Raw genomic sequence first — 18,447 nt, 5'->3', positions numbered from 1 at the left:
AATTAAGAGCCTTTAATTAGATTTCACCTTTCTTTTTTAATTCTTGTACATAAGGAACATCCTTGTAGCGTTCAATGATATCTTCATCAACATTGAATCCACGTTCTAATGGGAATTGTCTATCTACGGCTGGCAGATAGTATACATTGGGTTTGGTGCCTAAATGCTCTAAATGCCTGTAGCCACCTCTATCTTTTATTAAATCTGAAAAACGAACAGTTTCTTCACCATTGGTAACAATATCTTCGTTTTTATCTCCAAAATATATAACGCCCATAGGACAAGACTGAGCACAGTGAGGCAATTTTCCTTGTCTTAACATATCTGGACAAAAATCACATTTCATGACAGTACCTTCAGCTGCGGGAACACTTGTTTCTGGTGAATAAGGTTGTGATTTATCGTCAAATTTATCTTTGTGTCCCCAATTAAACTGGCGTGCCGAATATGGGCAACTGGTTATACAGAATTTACATCCAATACAACGGTCGTTATCAATTAAAACAATGCCATCATCACGTTTAAATGTGGCACCGGTTGGACACACAGTTACACAAGGTGGTTCATCACAATGAAAACAAGGCTTTGGAAACCAATAAGGAGATCCTTCTTCATTATCTTGAATAAGCTGCACCTTCATAAACTCTTCATTGTAGTCAAGGTTATGAGCTTTTTGGCAACTTTCAACACATTTTCTAGCATTTTTACATTTAGCTAAATCAATTACCATTACAAATTTCCTGTTAGGAATTCCTTTTCTAGATTCAGCTGGAGTGATATGTGCATCTGGATATTTATTCAGACTCTCGGCATCTACTTCCACCATTTTCCCATCAGGTGTTAGGACTCTCACCTTTTCGCCAGAAGTAGCTTCTTCATGGGCAGCATTAGATGCTATTGATAAGCCAGCAACAGCAGATACGCCAGATAACAATCCTAATTTTAGAAAATTTCTTCTGTTTGTTCCTTCTTTATGCTCTTCAGTATTTTCCATAATTCACCCAGTTAAATAAATTTCAATATTTAATTTAGTTGAAAATTAACCTTGACGTTGATTATTATTGTTCTGGTAATTTTCTGTATACGATAACTTGTTTATGTATGAATTCTTTTTTTAAAAATTATAGTTTCTTGTTATATTAAATCCTATTAAGAAATCACCATCAAAGAAATCGTTAGTATTCTTCATGTAATTTTGTTGAGGGACAATACCTCTTAAATTGGATAAGAATAGTTGAAATGTGTGTGATGAAGTTCCAAACTCAATACCTAAACTTAATCCAGGATTATTATAGCTTATATTTGGGAAATCTGGGTCAGTTCCAAAACTAGTTATAGGTTGGCTATAGTCAAACAAAATTGAAGTTTGTGAACTTATTTTAGCTCTACCACCAAATGCAATAGCAATTCGGTCATTTTCCATATAAGATTCTACCGTATTAAAGTGTGAAATACTTGGTACAATCTGTAATGAAAAGTTTGGACTAAATCTACGTGCAAATATTATTTGATGAAAATAGGAATATCTGTCTTGCTTAGTGTAAAATTTATTGTTTGGACGAGCATCTATTGTAAAATTACCATAGTAAGTAACACTTATTGGTATCTTTCCAGAACGGGTTTGATTTAATAAACCTGCTTTCCAATTAAAATCTTGAAGGCGACCTTCTTTGGTTGTGCCAAAACCAACTGTTAACCTGTCATGTAATGCATATGAAAGAGCTATCCTTATGTTTGATGCTCCCCAAAAACCTGCTAAATCATTTGTCCCACCATTAATTTCGCCAAATCTGTGCTGCATCATTACTTCCAACGTATTTTTGTTAAATAATACATTGGTAGCATTATCTATAAGTGTGGCACTTTCAAACGCTGGTCTTTCAGGTTTGTCTATTATGGAATCTTTTTTCTTCTCTTGAGCTAAGACCATTAATGGTAACCATAGAAACGTAAAAAGTATAATTTTATAATTTTTCATGTCTTATATATTAATTGTTTTCAGCACCTCTATTAATCCATTCTTTAATCAATGCTAAAGAAGTGTCATCAAGATCTCTATGTCCGTCTACAGCGAGTTTTGTGTAAAGTTTACTACCATTGGCATTATTTGCGGTAACATACTCTGGAACCAGAGAGCCATATTCATTGCCTGCTCTTAAATCTGGATCTAAAGTAGCATTATGGCATTGTGCACAATTGTCTGATGAAAATATGGGGATGATATCACTTGCAAACGAAACATCTTCAGTTGGGTCTATAATAATTTCTTCCCCTTCTTCTGGAAATTCATTGTAATAACATGAAAAACATATTAAAGTTAAACCACAAGCCAGAACTATTTTAAATAGTTTTTTCATTTTTAAAATTTTTAAATTAACCTGTATCTTAATTTCAACTAGAAATTTAAGTTAGCTTTGTTTTAATAAAGCCCAGAGAGAATTCTCTGGGACTTTTTATTTTCAGTTATTATGGATTTTGCAGCGCTTCAATAGAATTTTTCAGCAATGCTCTTGTATAAGCTGGATTATGTATACCATTACTTTGATCTTCCAAGGCTGTTCTATAGTTCCAAGTAGCCTTCGCTACATCGGCTGAGTAAGTACCAGGTACTGTTCTGTCATTTTCTAGCAATGGACTAGGATCAAGAGCTAACAATAAGTTCTTAAGTGTTTCCATATCTTCACTAAATCCTGCTATCTCAACAGGTATTTCAGTCATACTAGTATGACATTCAGTACAACTATTTAAGGCTGGTTTCCAAGAGTGTCCTCCAAATAGGTTGTCATTAGATTCTCCCATATGACATGTAGTACATGAAGCACCTGTTCTATGTGTTGCAGAGGCAACACCAGGGTATCCAGTTGTTCCTGCTATTGGAGCTCCCATAATACCTTCAAGCATAGTAGACTGTGGTGCGTGATGCGGTCCGAATCTGGAGCTTGTAATTTCGTAATTATCAGTGCCCGCTGGAATAGGATAACTTGGTCGTGGTTGGTGACATGTAGTACAAGAGTTACTTAAACCAAGTGGATCAGCATCGTTTTTGAAATCCAAAGATGTAGTTGGGTCCAATACCAATTTAACCGGATTAATGTTTCTTAAGGCATAATCATTACCATCATTCTCAAAGTCGAAAGATCTATGATCCCCATGACAACCTGTACAAGATATTGGGTTTGAAACAGCATAACCCATAGGGTTTACAGACTGAATTGGTTCCCCTGTAACCGGATGCGAAGCGAATTCACCTGTATCTTCATCTATTTCGTAGAATTTTCCAGACAAGTAATCTAAATAACCTTCATTGTTATGGCATTGAGCACAAGATGTGCTTGTTCCTCTAGCCCAAGAGCTTCCTATGCCATGACCAGAAACGTCATATGCACCCCAAATTCCAGTTCTATGAGAAGAAGAGTGGCAAGTTATACAACCTTCTGCTGAAGTATCGGCTCCATCTACCCCATCAATCCCATCAACCCCATCAATCCCATCAACGCCATCAACTCCGGGGAGGGCTATATAGTCATTTGTACAGTTTACTAACGTTATACTAAATGCTACTATCATCAAGTATCGTATTAATTTAAAGGTTTTCATAATTACTAAATTTGATATTAAAATTTTTTTAAAAAAATATGTTTCGAATAATGATTAAAATTATGTAACATTAGTTACCTAGAATATGACTATTGTCATATAAACGCCTAATTCTCTTACCTTAATGGAGGTGCTTAAGGGTTGGAAGCCAATGATTTAAAAAGATGTTTTTGTCCCGTTTCGAAACACCCTATTACCACTGATGTTTGAGAAAGTTAGGGTTGTGAAAAGAGGCTAATTAATAGCCTGAAGAAATTAAATATTTGATGATTTTGAAGGCTATTTTTACTAAAATCTTAAAATAATAAGCACACAGGAGTAGGTACTTTAACGTCATAAATGAACGAAAGTGTCCCATTTTTTGAATCAATACTGAAAACAGAAATATTATTACTCTTTTGATTAGCAACTAATAAAAATTCACCAGAAGGGTCTAATGTGAAGTTTCTAGGCCAATCACCATGAACACTTATGTTCTGAATTTTATTAATAGTGCCAGTTTCTTTATTTCGTTCAAATACGGCAATTGAGTTTTCCCCACGGTTAGAGCCATATAAAAAACGCTCGTCTTTAGATAAATGAATATCAGCACATGAGTTGTTGCCTGTGTAGCTTGCGTCTAAAGTAGAATCTTCATCAATTTTTTTGAATCCATCGGCAGTTCTTTTAACTGAAGTTATAGATCCTGCGTATTCGTTTATAATATAAATGTTTTGCCCATCTTTAGTTAAAGCAAAATGTCGCGGTCCAGGATTGCCCAGCATTTCAACAATGGTTTCTGATTTCAATTGGTAATTTTCGTTTTTTAATTTGTATTGATACATAGCATTTCTTCCCAAATCGGAAACAAATAAATCATCTTTATGAAACTGAGCCGAATGAGCTCTTGCTTTTTGGTTTTCAGTATTATGATCAAAAACTTGAAAAGCCTCATTTAAACGACCATCATTATTAAGGTTGTAAACGGAAACATTACCACCCCCGTAATTAGAAACTACAGCCTTATTTCCTTTTTCATTTACAGAAACATGACAAGGGCCTTTCCCGTTACTGGTTACAGTATTAAGTAATGTTAATGAGCCATCAGTATTTACTTTTAATGCATTAATGGCACTTAATTCACCTTCTCCAACGGCATATATATTCTTTTTATTAGGTGTATAACTTATAAAGGAAGGGTTGTTAATTTTTAGAGCCAGTTCTAATTTACCTAACTCACCTGTTTTCGTATTGAAATCTAATTTATAAATACCTTCACTATCGCCATCAGTATAAGTCCCAACATATAAAGGAATAGTTTGTGTATTACAGCTAAAATTTAAAATAGAGGTTATAAGGGCTAGATAAAGTAATCTGAATTTCATTTGACGATTTTTATAATTTCAAATGTAAACTTTTTAATGTTATTTTTTGTTCACAACTCTTAATAACTCCGTTTTAAAAAAGTGCAAATTCTCCCTATTTTTATTTGCTCGTTATTCTAATGTCAAGGACTAAACAAATCAACGACTAAACATTACACATGTATTTAATCTTCGATACTGAAACTACCGGATTACCAAAACGTTGGGATGCACCCATTACAGATACTGATAATTGGCCTAGGTGTATTCAAATTGCATGGCAACTTCACGATGCTATGGGTAACTGCATTGAGCATCAAGATTATTTGGTGCAACCGGAAGGGTTTAATATACCCTATGATGCTGAAAAAATACATGGTATTTCTACAGAATTAGCTCAGGAGCAAGGTGTGACCTTATCTGAAGTTTTAGAAAAGTTTAATGAAGCTCTTGGGAAAACTAAATTTATAGTAGGTCAAAACGTAAAGTTTGATTTGAACATTATGGGAGCGGAATTTGTTCGGGGTGATGTTGCAAATCCTTTACAAGAATTACCAGTTTTAGATACTTGTACGGAGCATACAGCTAATCTGTGTCAGATTCCCGGTGGGCGTGGTGGTCGCTTTAAATTGCCAACACTAACGGAGTTACACGAACATCTATTTAATGCTCCTTTTGCTGAAGCCCATAATGCCACAGCAGATGTGGAGGCCACAACACGATGCTTTTTAGAGTTAGTTCGTTTAAAGCAATATACTAAGGAACAACTTGATGTAGAACCAGACTATTTTGAAAAGTTTACCGAAGCTAATCCGGGTACTATAAACCTAATTGGGTTAAAACATGTTAACCTAAAAAAAGAAAGTGCAAAAATTCATGAGCACCTTCAAAAATTAGAGGCTGATGAACCTGCAAGTGATATAGGAGTTGATCAAGTAGATTTATCTGGAGCAGAGTTTGTCCATTTGCATAATCATTCACAATTCTCAGTGTTGCAATCCACCATGAGCATAGGTGATGTGGTAGCTGCTGCGGCATCACATAATATGCCAGCTGTTGCACTTACAGATCATGGAAACATGATGGGGGCTTTTCATTTTATAAATGCTGTAAATAAGCAGAATAGTGGAATAAAAGCTAGTATTGCTGAAGCTGAAGAAAAAGGTGAGACTACGGATAAAAAATTAATCAAACCCATTATCGGTTGTGAGTTCTTTGTTTGTGAAAACCATCAAGATAAATCTCGAAAAGATAACGGCTATCAGATTGTCTTATTGGCTAAAAATAAAAACGGGTACCACAATTTGGCAAAATTGTCATCCCATGCCTTTGTGGATGGGTTTTATTATGTTCCAAGAATTGATAAAAAGCTCATCAAACAGTATAAAGAAGATCTAATTGTTTTAACTGGGAACTTATATGGTGAAGTACCAAGCAAGGTTTTAAATATTGGAGAGAATCAAGCCGAAGATGCTTTGATTTGGTGGAAGAACGAGTTTGGTAATGATTTGTATATGGAGTTAATGCGCCATAACCAAGAAGATGAAAATCGGGTAAATGGCACATTGATAAAATTGGCAAGAAAGCATGATGTTAAGTTGGTGGCTACAAATAACACCTACTACCAAAACCAAAGTGATGCTAATGCCCATGACATTTTGTTGTGTGTAAAAGATGGTGAAAAACAAGCAACGCCAATAGGAAGAGGTAGAGGTTACCGTTATGGATTACCAAATCAGGAATACTACTTTAAGTCTTCAGATGAAATGAAAACCTTGTTTAAAGATGTTCCTGAAGCCATTTTAAACGTACAGGAGGTTGTAGATAAAATTGAAGGATTCCAATTAGCTCGTGATGTATTATTACCTGCTTTTGATATTCCGGATGAGTTTAAGCATGAAGAAGATTTAGTAGATGGTGGAAAACGAGGTGAGAATGCTTATTTAAAGCATTTAACTTACGAAGGCGCCAAAAAAAGATACGGGGAACCCTTATCTGAAGAGGTTGTTGAGCGCATTGATTTTGAGTTAAGTGTTATCGAAAATACAGGATACCCAGGTTATTTCTTAATAGTTGAAGATTTTATCCGAGAGGCTAGAAATATGGATGTCTCGGTTGGGCCGGGGCGTGGTTCTGCTGCTGGTTCTGTTGCGGCTTATTGCTTATGGATTACCAACATTGATCCTATGAAGTACGATTTGCTTTTTGAGCGTTTCTTAAATCCAGATCGTATTAGTATGCCAGATATTGATATTGATTTTGATGATGAAGGCAGAAGTAGAGTCATGGATTATGTAATTGAAAAGTATGGTGCAAATCAGGTAGCGCAGATTATTACTTATGGTACCATGGCCGCAAAATCGTCTATCCGTGATACTGCACGTGTTTTAGATTTACCACTTTTTGACGCTGATAGGATTGCGAAGTTGATTCCAAACATGTCTAAACTAAATAAGATTTTTGGTTTAGACGAAAAGGCTTTGGCTAGTAAGTTTAGGGCAGAAGAATTAGAAAAGGTAAATCAGCTATTAAATATTTCAGAAGGCTCAGATTTAGAGGCGAAAACAGTGAATACAGCAAGAGCCTTAGAGGGGTCTGTTCGCAACACAGGTATTCATGCTTGTGGAGTAATAATAACCCCTGATGATATTACCAAATTTGTACCGGTGTCAGTTGCAAAAGATTCAGAGTTATACGTTACTCAGTTTGATAACTCGGTAGTTGAAGATGCAGGTCTTTTAAAGATGGATTTCTTAGGGTTAAAAACCCTAACTCTTATAAAGGATACCGTAAAAATTGTAAAAGCAAAACATGATATTCAATTAGATCCAGAAAGTTTCCCTTTAGACGATGAAGAAACCTATGCGCTATTCCAAAGAGGTGAAACGGTTGGTGTGTTTCAATATGAATCTCCCGGAATGCAGAAACACCTTCGGGATTTAAAACCTACGGTATTTGAGGATCTTATTGCAATGAATGCGTTGTATCGTCCAGGGCCAATGGAATATATACCAAGTTTTGTTAGAAGAAAACACGGTGATGAGGAAATAACCTATGATTTACCTGCCATGGAAGAATATCTTAAGGAGACTTATGGTATTACGGTTTATCAAGAGCAGGTAATGTTGCTATCGCAAAGTTTAGCTGATTTCACAAAAGGTGAAGCGGATGTTTTGCGTAAGGCTATGGGTAAAAAACAGATTGCGGTTCTAGATAAAATGAAACCTAAGTTTATCGAACAAGCAAGCGCAAATGGTCATGATGCTAAGGTTCTTGAAAAAGTTTGGAAAGATTGGGAGGCTTTTGCAAGTTATGCCTTTAATAAATCGCACTCAACATGTTATGCGTGGATAGCCTACCAAACTGCTTATTTAAAAGCGCATTATCCTGCAGAATATATGGCTGCTGTACTGTCTAATAATATGAACGACATCAAATCGGTAACGTTCTTCATGGAAGAGTGTAAGCGTATGAAATTAAACGTTTTGGGTCCTGATGTAAATGAGAGTTATTATAAATTTTCGGTAAATCAAGATAATGCGGTTCGTTTTGGAATGGGAGCCATTAAGGGAGTTGGTCACGGTGCAGTTATGACCATAGTAGACAACAGAAAAGAAGGAGGTTCTTATAAGTCTATTTTTGATTTCGCTAAGCGCATCGATTTGCGTGCTGCTAATAAAAAGGCTTTTGAAAATTTAGCTTTGGCTGGAGGTTTTGATGGATTTGGAGATACTCATAGAGCACAATATTTCCACAAAGAAAGTGATTTAACCTTTTTAGAAATGGTTATCAAGTTTGCTCAGAAACATAAAGAGAATGAGAATTCTGCTCAGGTAAGTTTGTTTGGTGAATCTAGTGAAGTTCAGATTGCAGAACCTATTGTTCCACCTTGTGAAGATTGGGGAACCATGGAAAAGTTATCTAAAGAAAGAGAGGTGGTTGGGATATATATATCTGGCCATCCTTTAGATGATTTTAAAACCGAGATGAAAACTTTTTGCAACGCCACAGTAGGAATGTTTAATAATTTGGAACCTTATGTAAATAGAGAACTTGTTTTTGGTGGTGTTGTTACAGATGTTCAACATCGCGTGAGTAAGCAAGGAAAAGGGTGGGCATTGTTTACAGTTGAAGATTATACAGATAGTTATGAGTTTAGAATTTTTGGGGAGGAGTACTTAAAATTCAGGCATTTTTTAATGCACAATAATTTTGTGTTTGTTAAAACTTTTGTGCGCGAAGGTTGGGTAAATAAAGATACCGGAAAGAAAAGTGACCCAAGACTTCAGTTTAATAATTTCCAGTTGCTGCATGATGTCATGGAGCAGTATGCTAAAAAATTATCACTTCAATTAGATGTTAATGATTTAAAGGAAAGCAAGATTCATGAGATAAAAGATTTGTTGAGCATGCACCCAGGAAACCAAGCTTTAAATTTCGTGGTCTATGACACGAAGGAAAAAGTAAAACTGAATATGCCTAGTAGAAAACAAAAGGTTAAAGTATCTCAGGAATTATTGAATGAATTAGAAGAACAACATATTCATTATAAACTAAATTAAAATCTTTTTCGTTTTTCAAGGGTAGGAGTTTTTAAAATTCACTTGTTTTATTAGTGAATTGATTTAATTTAAAAAAAAATACCCATGAAAAAAATCTTAAGCTTAACATTTTTTATGTCTTTATTGTTCATTGCATGTGACAATGAAGGAACTCAAAACGATTTTAATGAAACAGATGCCCTATCAATTGATGCGGAGGTAGCTATTGAAGAAACGGAGGCTGTTTTAGATGATATTGTATTATATTCTGAAAGTGCTTATGGCATTTCTGGAATTAGTTCTAAAACGGTTTCTTCTAAAGGAGACGGACCAGATAAACGTGGTCATTCAGGATTCTTTAGAGAATGTGCTGATATTACTTTTGAAGAGACAGATACTACAATTACAACCACCATTGTTTTTACTGGTGAATGCGAGGATAAAGATGGTAATGTTATAACAGGAACTATAACCAAGGTAAGAGAAAAAGCAGATGGTTCTAGAACAAGAACTGTTACGTTTACAGATGTTAATATTAATGGGCGATTAGTGAATGGAACCAAACAGTATGTTTTCACTGAGGAGAATGATAATGGGAATCCTGAAATGACTGGTTCTGTAGATATTACGGTTGAAACAGAAGGTGGAACGGTTACAAAAGTAGGAAGCAGAACAGTGGAGATTACTGCTGGAGGAGATACCTTCTTCTGGTTTGATGATGAAAAAACAATTACAGGATCTTGTACGTATACAAATGCTGAAGGGAATACTTTTAGTGTTGAAATTACAACACCATTAGTAAAACCAGCCGAATGCAGATTTATAGCATCGGGTGTTAAAGAATTTACTAGAACGGAAGGGACTACTTTTCTAGATTACGGGGATGGTACTTGCGATAGAATTGCTACCAAAACACTTCCTGACGGAACCGTTAAGGAGGTTAGGTTAGGTAAAAGAAATTAGTACTGTACTTTAAAAAATAAAGAGCCCCCAAAGAAGAAAGAGTCATCTTATTATTAGATGGCTCTTTTTTTTGTTTCTAAATCTATGTTGTGCCTATAACTAACCTTCTTTAGAATCCAAATAATCTTCTAAAGCACTAAGTTTGCTATCCCAGAATTGAGAATAGAATTTTAACCATTTATCAACTTCTTTTAAAGGTTTGGGGTCAGCATTACAGAATCGTTCGCGTCCGTATGCCACAATATGAACCAAACCAGCTTCTTGAAGTGTTTTAATATGTTTGGTAACACCTTGACGTGTCATTTCAAACTGATTGGAAATTTGAGTGATAGATAAGGCTGAGGTTGCGATAACTAGGGCATGAAATATATCACGCCTTGTTGGGTCTGCAATAGCTTTAAAAAGTTTGGTGATTTTATCCTGCATTTACTAATTCTTTTAAGTAGTCTGTTAAACGGTTAACGCAGTTAGTCCAACCACCATTAAAACTTTCAAACATTTCAATAGCTGTTTCACCCTCGTATTTTGAAATCCCGGAATGCTCTAAATAGAGTTTTGTGCCGTTTTCTACAGGCACTAGATTCCAAGTAACTGTTGTTACGGCTTCGGTTCCCGTTACAATCCATGTGTAAACCAATTTATAAGGATTAGCTTCTTTTACTTCACCAAATATAGGTTCACAATGGTCTGTTTTAGATTTAAAGGTGTATTTATAACCTGCTTCGGGTTTAAAATCGGCGGCTAGAAACCAAGTTGAAATCTCATCTGCGTTTGTAATGGCACTCCACACTTTATCTATAGTATGGTTAAATACGTGTTCTTTGTTGATTACATCTTTCATAATGATTCGTTTTAAGATTAATACGCAACTATATGGTTGCTAAACTAAAATAAATAATTTAATAACGCAACTTTTTGGTTGCTTATTTGGAATTTTAAGAAGAAATCATTAGATCTTTTTAGGGGTATGCCATAAAAAATGCGTCTTATCTTTAAATATAAAACAAGATAATAACGTTATAAACAAAACAAATTGTTAGTTTGTAAGTATTCGTGTTTTTTTTGACTAATTTTGTGTTAATAAATTAATTAAGAATATTAAAAAGATATATTATGGCATTAGAGATAACAGATGCAACGTTTGAAGAAACAGTTTTGAAAAGCGATAAACCTGTATTGGTTGATTTTTGGGCAGCTTGGTGTGGACCATGTAGAATGGTTGGACCAATTATTGAAGAAATTTCTGGTGAGTATGAAGGAAAGGCAGTTGTTGGAAAAGTAGATGTAGACAATAACCAAGAATTTGCTGCTAAGTATGGTGTGCGTAATATTCCAACAGTATTAGTGTTTAAAGATGGTGAGGTTGTTGATAGAAAAGTTGGTGTAGCACCAAAAAATTCTTATACAGAGGCCATAGAGTCTTTACTATAACAGATTTAGAGAAAGAAAATGAAGAAGGTTTGCTATAATGGCAAACCTTTTTTTATTTTAGACGATATAGATTTTTGTTAAGCTAGAATAGACTTTGCTTTAGAATATGAATTTGCAACATGAATTAAATAAAACCGAAGGGTTTAAGAATTTAGGATTACTTGCTAAACATGTGGTTGAGGGTTTTATTGCAGGAATGCATAAAAGTCCGTTTCATGGGTTTTCTTCTGAGTTTGCAGAACATAAAATTTATAATAGAGGAGAAAGTACCAGACATATTGATTGGAAATTGTTTGCTAAAACCGATAAGTTATATACTAAGCGTTATGATGATGAAACCAATTTACGCTGTCATATAATTGTTGATAATAGTAGCTCTATGCATTATCCTGAAATGAGTGATTTTTCAATTGATAGGTTGAATAAAATTGCTTTTTCGGCATTGGCGTCGGCTACTTTAATGCATATGCTTAAACGTCAACGTGACGCGGTTGGTTTAAGTATTTATAGTGATGCTTATGATTTTTACGCTCAGGAAAAGGGTAGTGAGCGTCATCATCAAATGCTTTTAGGAGAACTTAGTAAAACAGTAGTTAGTAAACCTTTAAATAAACGGACCGAAACTTATACGTATTTGCATGAGATAGCGGAAAAAATTCATAGACGTTCCCTGATTTTTCTGTTTACAGATATGTTTCAAACAGCTGAAGATGAGGTTAAGCTTTTTGAAGCATTACGTCATTTAAAATATAATAAGCATGAGGTGATTTTGTTTCATGTATTTGATAAGCAAAAAGAGTATAGTTTTGATTTTGACAATACTCCTAAACGCTTTATTGATGTTGAAACAGGGGAGTATATAAACCTATATGCAGATACAATAAAAGAGAACTATAGTAAGCGTGTTGAGACTTACTTTACTGCCTTAAAACTAAAGTGCGCTCAATACAAGATTAAGTATGTTGAGGCCGATATAAATGATAGCTTTAATCATATATTAACTACTTATATGGTGGAGCGTCAAAAGTTTGTTTAATTTTTTTTAAAAAAGGTATAAAAAGATTTGACATATTAAAAAAGGCGTGTATATTTGCATCCGCAATGACGCAACGGTCTGGTAGTTCAGTTGGTTAGAATATCTGCCTGTCACGCAGGGGGTCGCGGGTTCGAGTCCCGTCCAGACCGCAAAATTGCTAAAAAGCTCTAAGAGATTAGGGCTTTTTTTGGCAAGTTAAAGAAGTTGTGTTGTTTGATAAATTTTAGGATTTATCAAAGGTTTAAGTAGTTAAACCAATGGAAAGCTTTCCTTTTTTCTGTGAAGAAAATTGGGATGCTTTTTTGTTTTATAGTAATTCTAAAGTTGCTTAATATTTAAATTTTTGCCACTTCTAGGTGTGCAATAAGGTGTGTCCTATTCTTTAAAGGTGTGCATCTTTTTCCTAATCATTTTAAATTAAAAACCATGAATACTTATATAAAAGTACTGTTCCTATTGGCAGGCAATAGAGTTAACAATAAAAACAAAGTTGCTATCAAATGCAGAATGACATATAATAAGCAACGTAAAGAATTCTCAACTGGACAATTTATAAATCCAAAGAGTTGGTTGAGAAAAGAACAAGCTATAAAACCTGATGAGCCTGATTCTAATTTAATAGAAGCTCAATTGAGCCTGATTAAAACAAAACTTTCTCCGGCTTTTTTATTTCTACAAGTTAAAGGAAGTGATTTTACAGTGGATGATACCTATTAAACAATATAAAGGTGAGACTATTTTAAGTAATTGTTTTATGCGTTGTATAATATTTTTCCTATATTTAAGTGAAATTAAATTATTCTATGGTACAAAAAACCTGTTTTAGTTTCTTTCCCAGAATTAATAAATAGCGACGTTCAATTTTCATGGGTGCATCTTGATAAGAGATGTCATTTACTAGATGTTTTTTGAATTTGGTTGCCCCAGTTTATTTGTGCTTTTCACGCTCGTATGTTTGTGGTGTTAACTTAAAATCACAACATGAAAAAAGACAACAATTCATTTTATTAGTACGAGGTGTTTATTCTAATTTAACTAACAAGTTTATGTTGAATTCTTTATCTCCTCAATTATTATCTATTAATAAATCAATTTATGTATATGAAAAAATTAATATTACTTAGTATTGCTCTCTTTTGTTTAATAGGTATCAATGCACAAACTTGGAACGAGACTCAAAAAATCGTGGGGACTAATAGATTTGGAGGAGACCATTTTAGTGAATCTGTTTCAATTAGTGGAAACTATGCTATAATTGGAGTTTTAGGGAATGGTGGAGTGGCTTATATTTTTGAGAGAGATGGAAGTGGTAATTGGAATGAGACTCAAGTGCTAAATGGCTCCGATAATTCTGGAGGCGTTCTTTTTGGTTATAAGGTAGCAATTGATGGTGATTATGCAATAGTAAGTTCAAAAAACACAGATGAAGATGAAAATGGTGCTAACCCATTGTTACGGTCTGGATCAGCGTATATCTTTGAGCGAGATGGAAGTGGTATTTGGAATGAAGTTCAAAAAATTGTGCCTTCAGATAGGGCCCAAGTAGATGAATTTGGATTTTCCGTTGCAATTAATGGTAATTACGCAATAGTTGGGACCATCAAAGAGGATGAAGATGAAACAGGATCTAATACATTACAGAATGCAGGATCTGCTTATATCTTTGAAAGAGATGGGAGTGGAAATTGGAATGAAGTTCAAAAAATTGTGCCATCAGATAGAGAGCAAAATGATAATTTTGGTTATTCGGTATCAATAGATAACAATTATATTATTGTTGGGTCTAGGGGAGAAGATCATGATGTAAATGGGTTTTCTAACCCTTTAGCAAGTTCAGGTTCAGCCTATATTTTTGAGCGGGATGGAAGTAATACTTGGAATCAAGTTCAAAAAATAGTCGCTGCAGATAGAGGTGCTTCAGATCAATTTGGCCATTCAATTTCTATAAGTGGTGAATATGCTGTGGTAGGGGCAAATTTTGAAGATGAAAATTCTATGGGAGGAAGTTCGTTATCAAATGCTGGTTCAGCCTATATTTATGAAAGAGATGGAGGGAGCGGTACTTGGACTCAGGTTCAAAAAATCACAGCATTTGACAGACTTGGCAATGATAATTTTGGGCAATCTGTATCAATTAGTGGCGATTATGTAATTGTGGGAGTTCCTCGTGAAGGTGAAGATGAGAATGGATTAAATACAATGAATTTAGCTGGTTCTGCTTATATTTTCAAAAGAGATAACGGTGGTGTTTGGAGCCAAATGCAAAAAATAGTAACATCGGATAGAACAGGAGGTGATTTATTTGGCACTTCTGTGTCAATTAGTAATGAGTATATTATTAGTGGAGCTCCATTTGAAGATGAAGATGAAATGGGGAATAATCCATTGAGTGATCCTGGGTCATCTTATATATTTGAGTTTGATTCTAATTTAGGAGTTGGTGATAATAATTTGTTGGCTACTAATTTTAAAATATATCCTAATCCGACTTCTGGAGGTTTTTTGAATATATTATCAAATTATCCTGAGACGGTTAAAGCTACTGTATTTGATGTTTTAGGAAAGAAAATTTTCAGTAGAACAATCACTAATAATAAATTAGATATTTCTAGTTTAAGTAATGGCTTGTATGTATTGAAATTAACCCAGAATAATTCATCAATTACAAAAAAGTTGTTGATAAAATAAATCTTAGGGTTTATCAAAGGTTTAAGTAGTTAAACCAATGGAAAGCTTTCCTTTTTTCTGTGAAGAAAATTGGGATGCTTTTTTGTTTGATGCCAGTTCATCTATTAAAAAACACTTTATCTTTTAATCTATTAATATTGGTTTATTAACAAATATTTTTTATGTAGCACTTATATTTTTAATGTTAGTGTTAGCATTAATACTAAGGATGTAATTAAATCTTTTACTGTGTATAGTGTTTCTGGATGGCTGATACGGCAAATATCTTACAGTGGAAACTCTAATATAGCTGAGATTTCTACTAAAACATTTAATGCAAGGAACTCATTTTATTGAAGTAGTTTCAGCTTTCTGGACATGGTTTTAAAAAACTAGTGAAAGAAGGACAATGAACAAACCAATATTGAATCTCACATTTTTAACTTGCTGGCTCCAACAAAACACCGGAAGAATGCTTTAAACCTTTTTTCTCTAAACCTTGGCAGTATTGATTGAGTTTTTCTAATGAGCCACTAAAGAATTGAACAAAGCCTTTCTTTTTTAATAAATTGTAAGCTATGCTTTTGAAAATACTCTGTTTTTGCATAACAGTTAAATTGATTCTAGTTAGACTATTACCAATCCGCTGAAGTGTTATTACAAGGTCAGATTTTTCGTTATGATTGGTGTCTATCCAAGTTATTAAGTCTTTAGATATGTTGAAGTTACGAGAAGTTAAAAAGGGATCATTTTCATCGCCATTCATAATACATCTATGTGTGCTGCCATTTTTGGTTATCTTACCGTTTGTTTTATCACTATCCTTTACATGAAGTACCCAGAGATGCTTAGCATGAGTGTCCGATACAACATCAAAAACAGATTCTATAGGAGCATTTATCACAGATTCAACAGACAGAATTTTACTCATTTTGGGATCTGGAGCATAATCTTCAATAGTAGGTTGAGGAATATGAGGTTCCAAAGGTGCTAGGGATAGATAACAATATTTAATGGCACCAAAATCATATTCGCAGTGTCCTTTATTTGGTTTTTCCCAAGCTACCTGTTCTATTTCAACCCAAGTAGAACAAGCATTAATCAGTTCGTTTGTTATTAAAGCATATTCATTTAAGGGAATGTTATTCTTCATAAGGCGGTGAGCCATAATAAGATCTTTACCAAAAAGCTTTGACCTATTTTTAACCTTATTGATAGAGATATCTCCGTAATGAATAATAAATTTCAAGCTAAGATTGTTAGCATGTATGCAAGCACCACATTGGCATATTCTCTGCGATTCATATTTACGTAAACTAGAATGAAACTTAGTATACATTCGTTGTACCTGAGCTAATGTTTCTGCTGCTGTCGGTTTTCTTCCCTTCCTATAAAATAGAATGGCGTCGCCTTCAATCTCTGATATTTGAAGCTCCATTTCATTGGCATCTATGAGTGCTTCAAGAAGCTCTTTAATAATGTGTTCGCTATGTGATATCTCTGTTTCATGAACAAACTTAGTAAAACCACTTATATCTGGAATAAAAAGAAGTGTTGGTTCTGCAGAGGTATTATTTGTTGGTTTCATGAATTAAATAATGACTTTAAAGAGAGGTTTGCCAATACAAAAATTGAAGGGAAGTTATTCACTTCCCTTATAATCTATAGTTCTAGTTTTCTGTCTCACTATTGTCTTCGGCAGGCGCTTCTTCCTGTGCAGGTTGCGGTGCCGGCATGTTTGTGCTAAAAATGTCTCTGTCTAGTCGCCATTGGCCATCAACATTTTTCCAGACGATGATGTATTTGCCTTCATCAAGTTTGTTATTATTGGAATCAAACAACGAATATGCACCTTCTTCAACAGCTGTGTCTCCAAAAGATTCAACTTCTACAGTAGTAAGCACCCCGTTATCAATGCCCATGTCAAATACAGCGCTCCAAAATTGTCCAATAGCTTCCTGTCCCTCAATTACAGGGCTGTTAACTGGAAATAATCTTCCGCCTTCAGTATAAAGATTGCCTATCTCGGTGCCTTTATGCGCATTAAATAATTCAATAAAAACTTTGTTGGCAGCAACAATTTCTTCAGTTACATCCTTAGGAGGCTGTGAACAGTTTGTGATCCAGATAGAGGCAAGTGATAGAATAATTAATGATTTGATTTTCATGGTTATTAGTGTTTGTTGGTTAAAAACTTATAATAATCAAGAAAGTTCGTGGAGTAGAAAAGGATATCGTAAGATACTAAATTTTTAAGACTCATGATAAGAGTTTTAAATTCATCGGTGACAATTTGATGATTTAAAACAAAGTTTAAAAAGCTAAATGGAACTAGTTTTTAGCCAATGTAAAAGAGGTAATTCGTTTCTTGAAGAAAATTTACAGTTTTCATTTAATAAATTATTTGTTCTTTGTAGAACGTGTCACCTGAATAAACCTAATAATAAAACTTATCTTAAGCACTATACCTGAAATAATCAAATAGATTGGTTTAATAATGGGGAATTCTAAGCTTTTAAAATATAACCCAGTTAGAAATAATATTAAGCCGAAAATTAATATAAGTAATTCTTTACCAGGTTGATATTCTCCACTTTTTGCTTTTTTTATAATGTAGACTGTTTTACAAGTAACACCAATTATAATAAGGATTAGACCAGCTACTTCCATATGGGTCAATTTTCTAATTAGAATGCCAATTAGTAATAAAATAATTCCTGCAAAAAGTAAAGATTTTGATTTCATTAGAAGCTTATTAAGGTTCAAAAGTAAAATATTCTTTATGTCTAAATAATGATAATTATCAAGTATCTTGGAATGTGTATGCCTTTTTATTCGAGTAAGTTTCTATGCTATTAATTTTGGCAAT

16 protein-coding genes and 1 tRNA gene are annotated in these 18,447 nt (G+C 34.1%); 7 read left to right on the top strand and 10 right to left on the bottom strand.

The window, feature by feature from the left end; genetic code table 11:
- Positions 1 to 16: 16 nt before the first annotated feature.
- The 5 genes from FUA22_RS09280 to FUA22_RS09260 form a co-directional block, all read right to left on the bottom strand.
- Positions 17 to 994, bottom strand: coding sequence for a 4Fe-4S dicluster domain-containing protein (locus FUA22_RS09280; protein ID WP_147767687.1), 978 nt, complete (start codon positions 992 to 994; stop codon positions 17 to 19).
- Positions 995 to 1,114: 120 nt separating this feature from the next.
- Complete coding sequence (locus FUA22_RS09275; RefSeq protein WP_241664799.1) at positions 1,115 to 1,978, bottom strand: DUF5777 family beta-barrel protein; 864 nt, start codon at positions 1,976 to 1,978, stop codon at positions 1,115 to 1,117.
- Between the two features lie 10 nt (positions 1,979 to 1,988).
- Complete coding sequence (locus tag FUA22_RS09270) at positions 1,989 to 2,357, bottom strand: hypothetical protein (RefSeq protein ID WP_147767686.1); 369 nt, start codon at positions 2,355 to 2,357, stop codon at positions 1,989 to 1,991.
- A gap of 109 nt (positions 2,358 to 2,466) precedes the next feature.
- Entirely contained in the window at positions 2,467 to 3,597 is a 1,131-nt protein-coding gene (locus FUA22_RS09265) for a hypothetical protein (protein WP_147767685.1), read from the bottom strand.
- Positions 3,598 to 3,893: 296 nt separating this feature from the next.
- Entirely contained in the window at positions 3,894 to 4,961 is a 1,068-nt protein-coding gene (locus FUA22_RS09260; protein WP_147767684.1) for a lactonase family protein, read from the bottom strand.
- Between the two features lie 158 nt (positions 4,962 to 5,119).
- On the opposite strand from FUA22_RS09260, the gene dnaE reads away from it, so the two are divergent.
- Together dnaE and FUA22_RS09250 are read left to right on the top strand one after the other, a co-directional pair.
- A complete protein-coding gene (gene dnaE / locus FUA22_RS09255; protein ID WP_147767683.1) occupies positions 5,120 to 9,502 on the top strand; it encodes a DNA polymerase III subunit alpha in 4,383 nt (1,460 codons plus the stop codon).
- 84 nt (positions 9,503 to 9,586) lie between these two features.
- A complete protein-coding gene (locus FUA22_RS09250; protein WP_147767682.1) occupies positions 9,587 to 10,444 on the top strand; it encodes a hypothetical protein in 858 nt (285 codons plus the stop codon).
- 99 nt (positions 10,445 to 10,543) lie between these two features.
- Here FUA22_RS09250 and FUA22_RS09245 read toward each other — a convergent pair whose 3' ends face one another.
- The gene (locus FUA22_RS09245) at positions 10,544 to 10,870 is read right to left on the bottom strand and encodes an ArsR/SmtB family transcription factor (protein ID WP_147767681.1); all 327 of its coding nucleotides are present in this window, start codon (positions 10,868 to 10,870) and stop codon (positions 10,544 to 10,546) included.
- A complete protein-coding gene (locus tag FUA22_RS09240; protein WP_147767680.1) occupies positions 10,860 to 11,285 on the bottom strand; it encodes an SRPBCC family protein in 426 nt (141 codons plus the stop codon). Before FUA22_RS09240 ends, FUA22_RS09245 begins: the two co-directional genes overlap by 11 nt.
- Before the next feature lie 272 nt (positions 11,286 to 11,557).
- Here FUA22_RS09240 and trxA point away from each other — a divergent pair, with 272 nt between their 5' ends.
- From trxA to FUA22_RS09215, 5 genes are all read left to right on the top strand, one after another.
- Positions 11,558 to 11,875, top strand: a complete 318-nt coding sequence (gene trxA, locus FUA22_RS09235) for a thioredoxin (RefSeq protein ID WP_147767679.1) — start codon at positions 11,558 to 11,560, stop codon at positions 11,873 to 11,875.
- A 106-nt stretch (positions 11,876 to 11,981) separates the two neighbouring features.
- A complete protein-coding gene (locus FUA22_RS09230; RefSeq protein WP_147767678.1) occupies positions 11,982 to 12,911 on the top strand; it encodes a DUF58 domain-containing protein in 930 nt (309 codons plus the stop codon).
- A gap of 75 nt (positions 12,912 to 12,986) precedes the next feature.
- Positions 12,987 to 13,060: transfer RNA gene (locus tag FUA22_RS09225), tRNA-Asp, on the top strand.
- A gap of 277 nt (positions 13,061 to 13,337) precedes the next feature.
- Positions 13,338 to 13,628 carry an Arm DNA-binding domain-containing protein gene (locus FUA22_RS09220; RefSeq protein ID WP_147767677.1) on the top strand — a complete coding sequence of 97 codons (291 nt, stop codon included), beginning with the start codon at positions 13,338 to 13,340 and terminating at the stop codon, positions 13,626 to 13,628.
- Positions 13,629 to 14,012: 384 nt separating this feature from the next.
- Positions 14,013 to 15,599 carry a T9SS type A sorting domain-containing protein gene (locus FUA22_RS09215; protein WP_170309889.1) on the top strand — a complete coding sequence of 529 codons (1,587 nt, stop codon included), beginning with the start codon at positions 14,013 to 14,015 and terminating at the stop codon, positions 15,597 to 15,599.
- Between the two features lie 418 nt (positions 15,600 to 16,017).
- Here FUA22_RS09215 and FUA22_RS09210 read toward each other — a convergent pair whose 3' ends face one another.
- From FUA22_RS09210 to FUA22_RS09200, 3 genes are all read right to left on the bottom strand, one after another.
- The gene (locus FUA22_RS09210) at positions 16,018 to 17,166 is read right to left on the bottom strand and encodes a DUF2652 domain-containing protein (protein ID WP_147767675.1); all 1,149 of its coding nucleotides are present in this window, start codon (positions 17,164 to 17,166) and stop codon (positions 16,018 to 16,020) included.
- 82 nt (positions 17,167 to 17,248) lie between these two features.
- A complete protein-coding gene (locus FUA22_RS09205; protein WP_147767674.1) occupies positions 17,249 to 17,746 on the bottom strand; it encodes a YybH family protein in 498 nt (165 codons plus the stop codon).
- A 232-nt stretch (positions 17,747 to 17,978) separates the two neighbouring features.
- Positions 17,979 to 18,323, bottom strand: a complete 345-nt coding sequence (locus FUA22_RS09200; RefSeq protein WP_147767673.1) for a hypothetical protein — start codon at positions 18,321 to 18,323, stop codon at positions 17,979 to 17,981.
- Between the last annotated feature and the right edge of the window lie 124 nt (positions 18,324 to 18,447).

Origin of the sequence: Seonamhaeicola maritimus (assembly GCF_008056315.1) — a bacterium.
Taxonomy (GTDB): domain Bacteria; phylum Bacteroidota; class Bacteroidia; order Flavobacteriales; family Flavobacteriaceae; genus Seonamhaeicola; species Seonamhaeicola maritimus.
The sequence above is the reverse complement of the archived record's forward strand: the minus strand, read 5'-3'. Positions and strand labels throughout refer to the sequence as shown.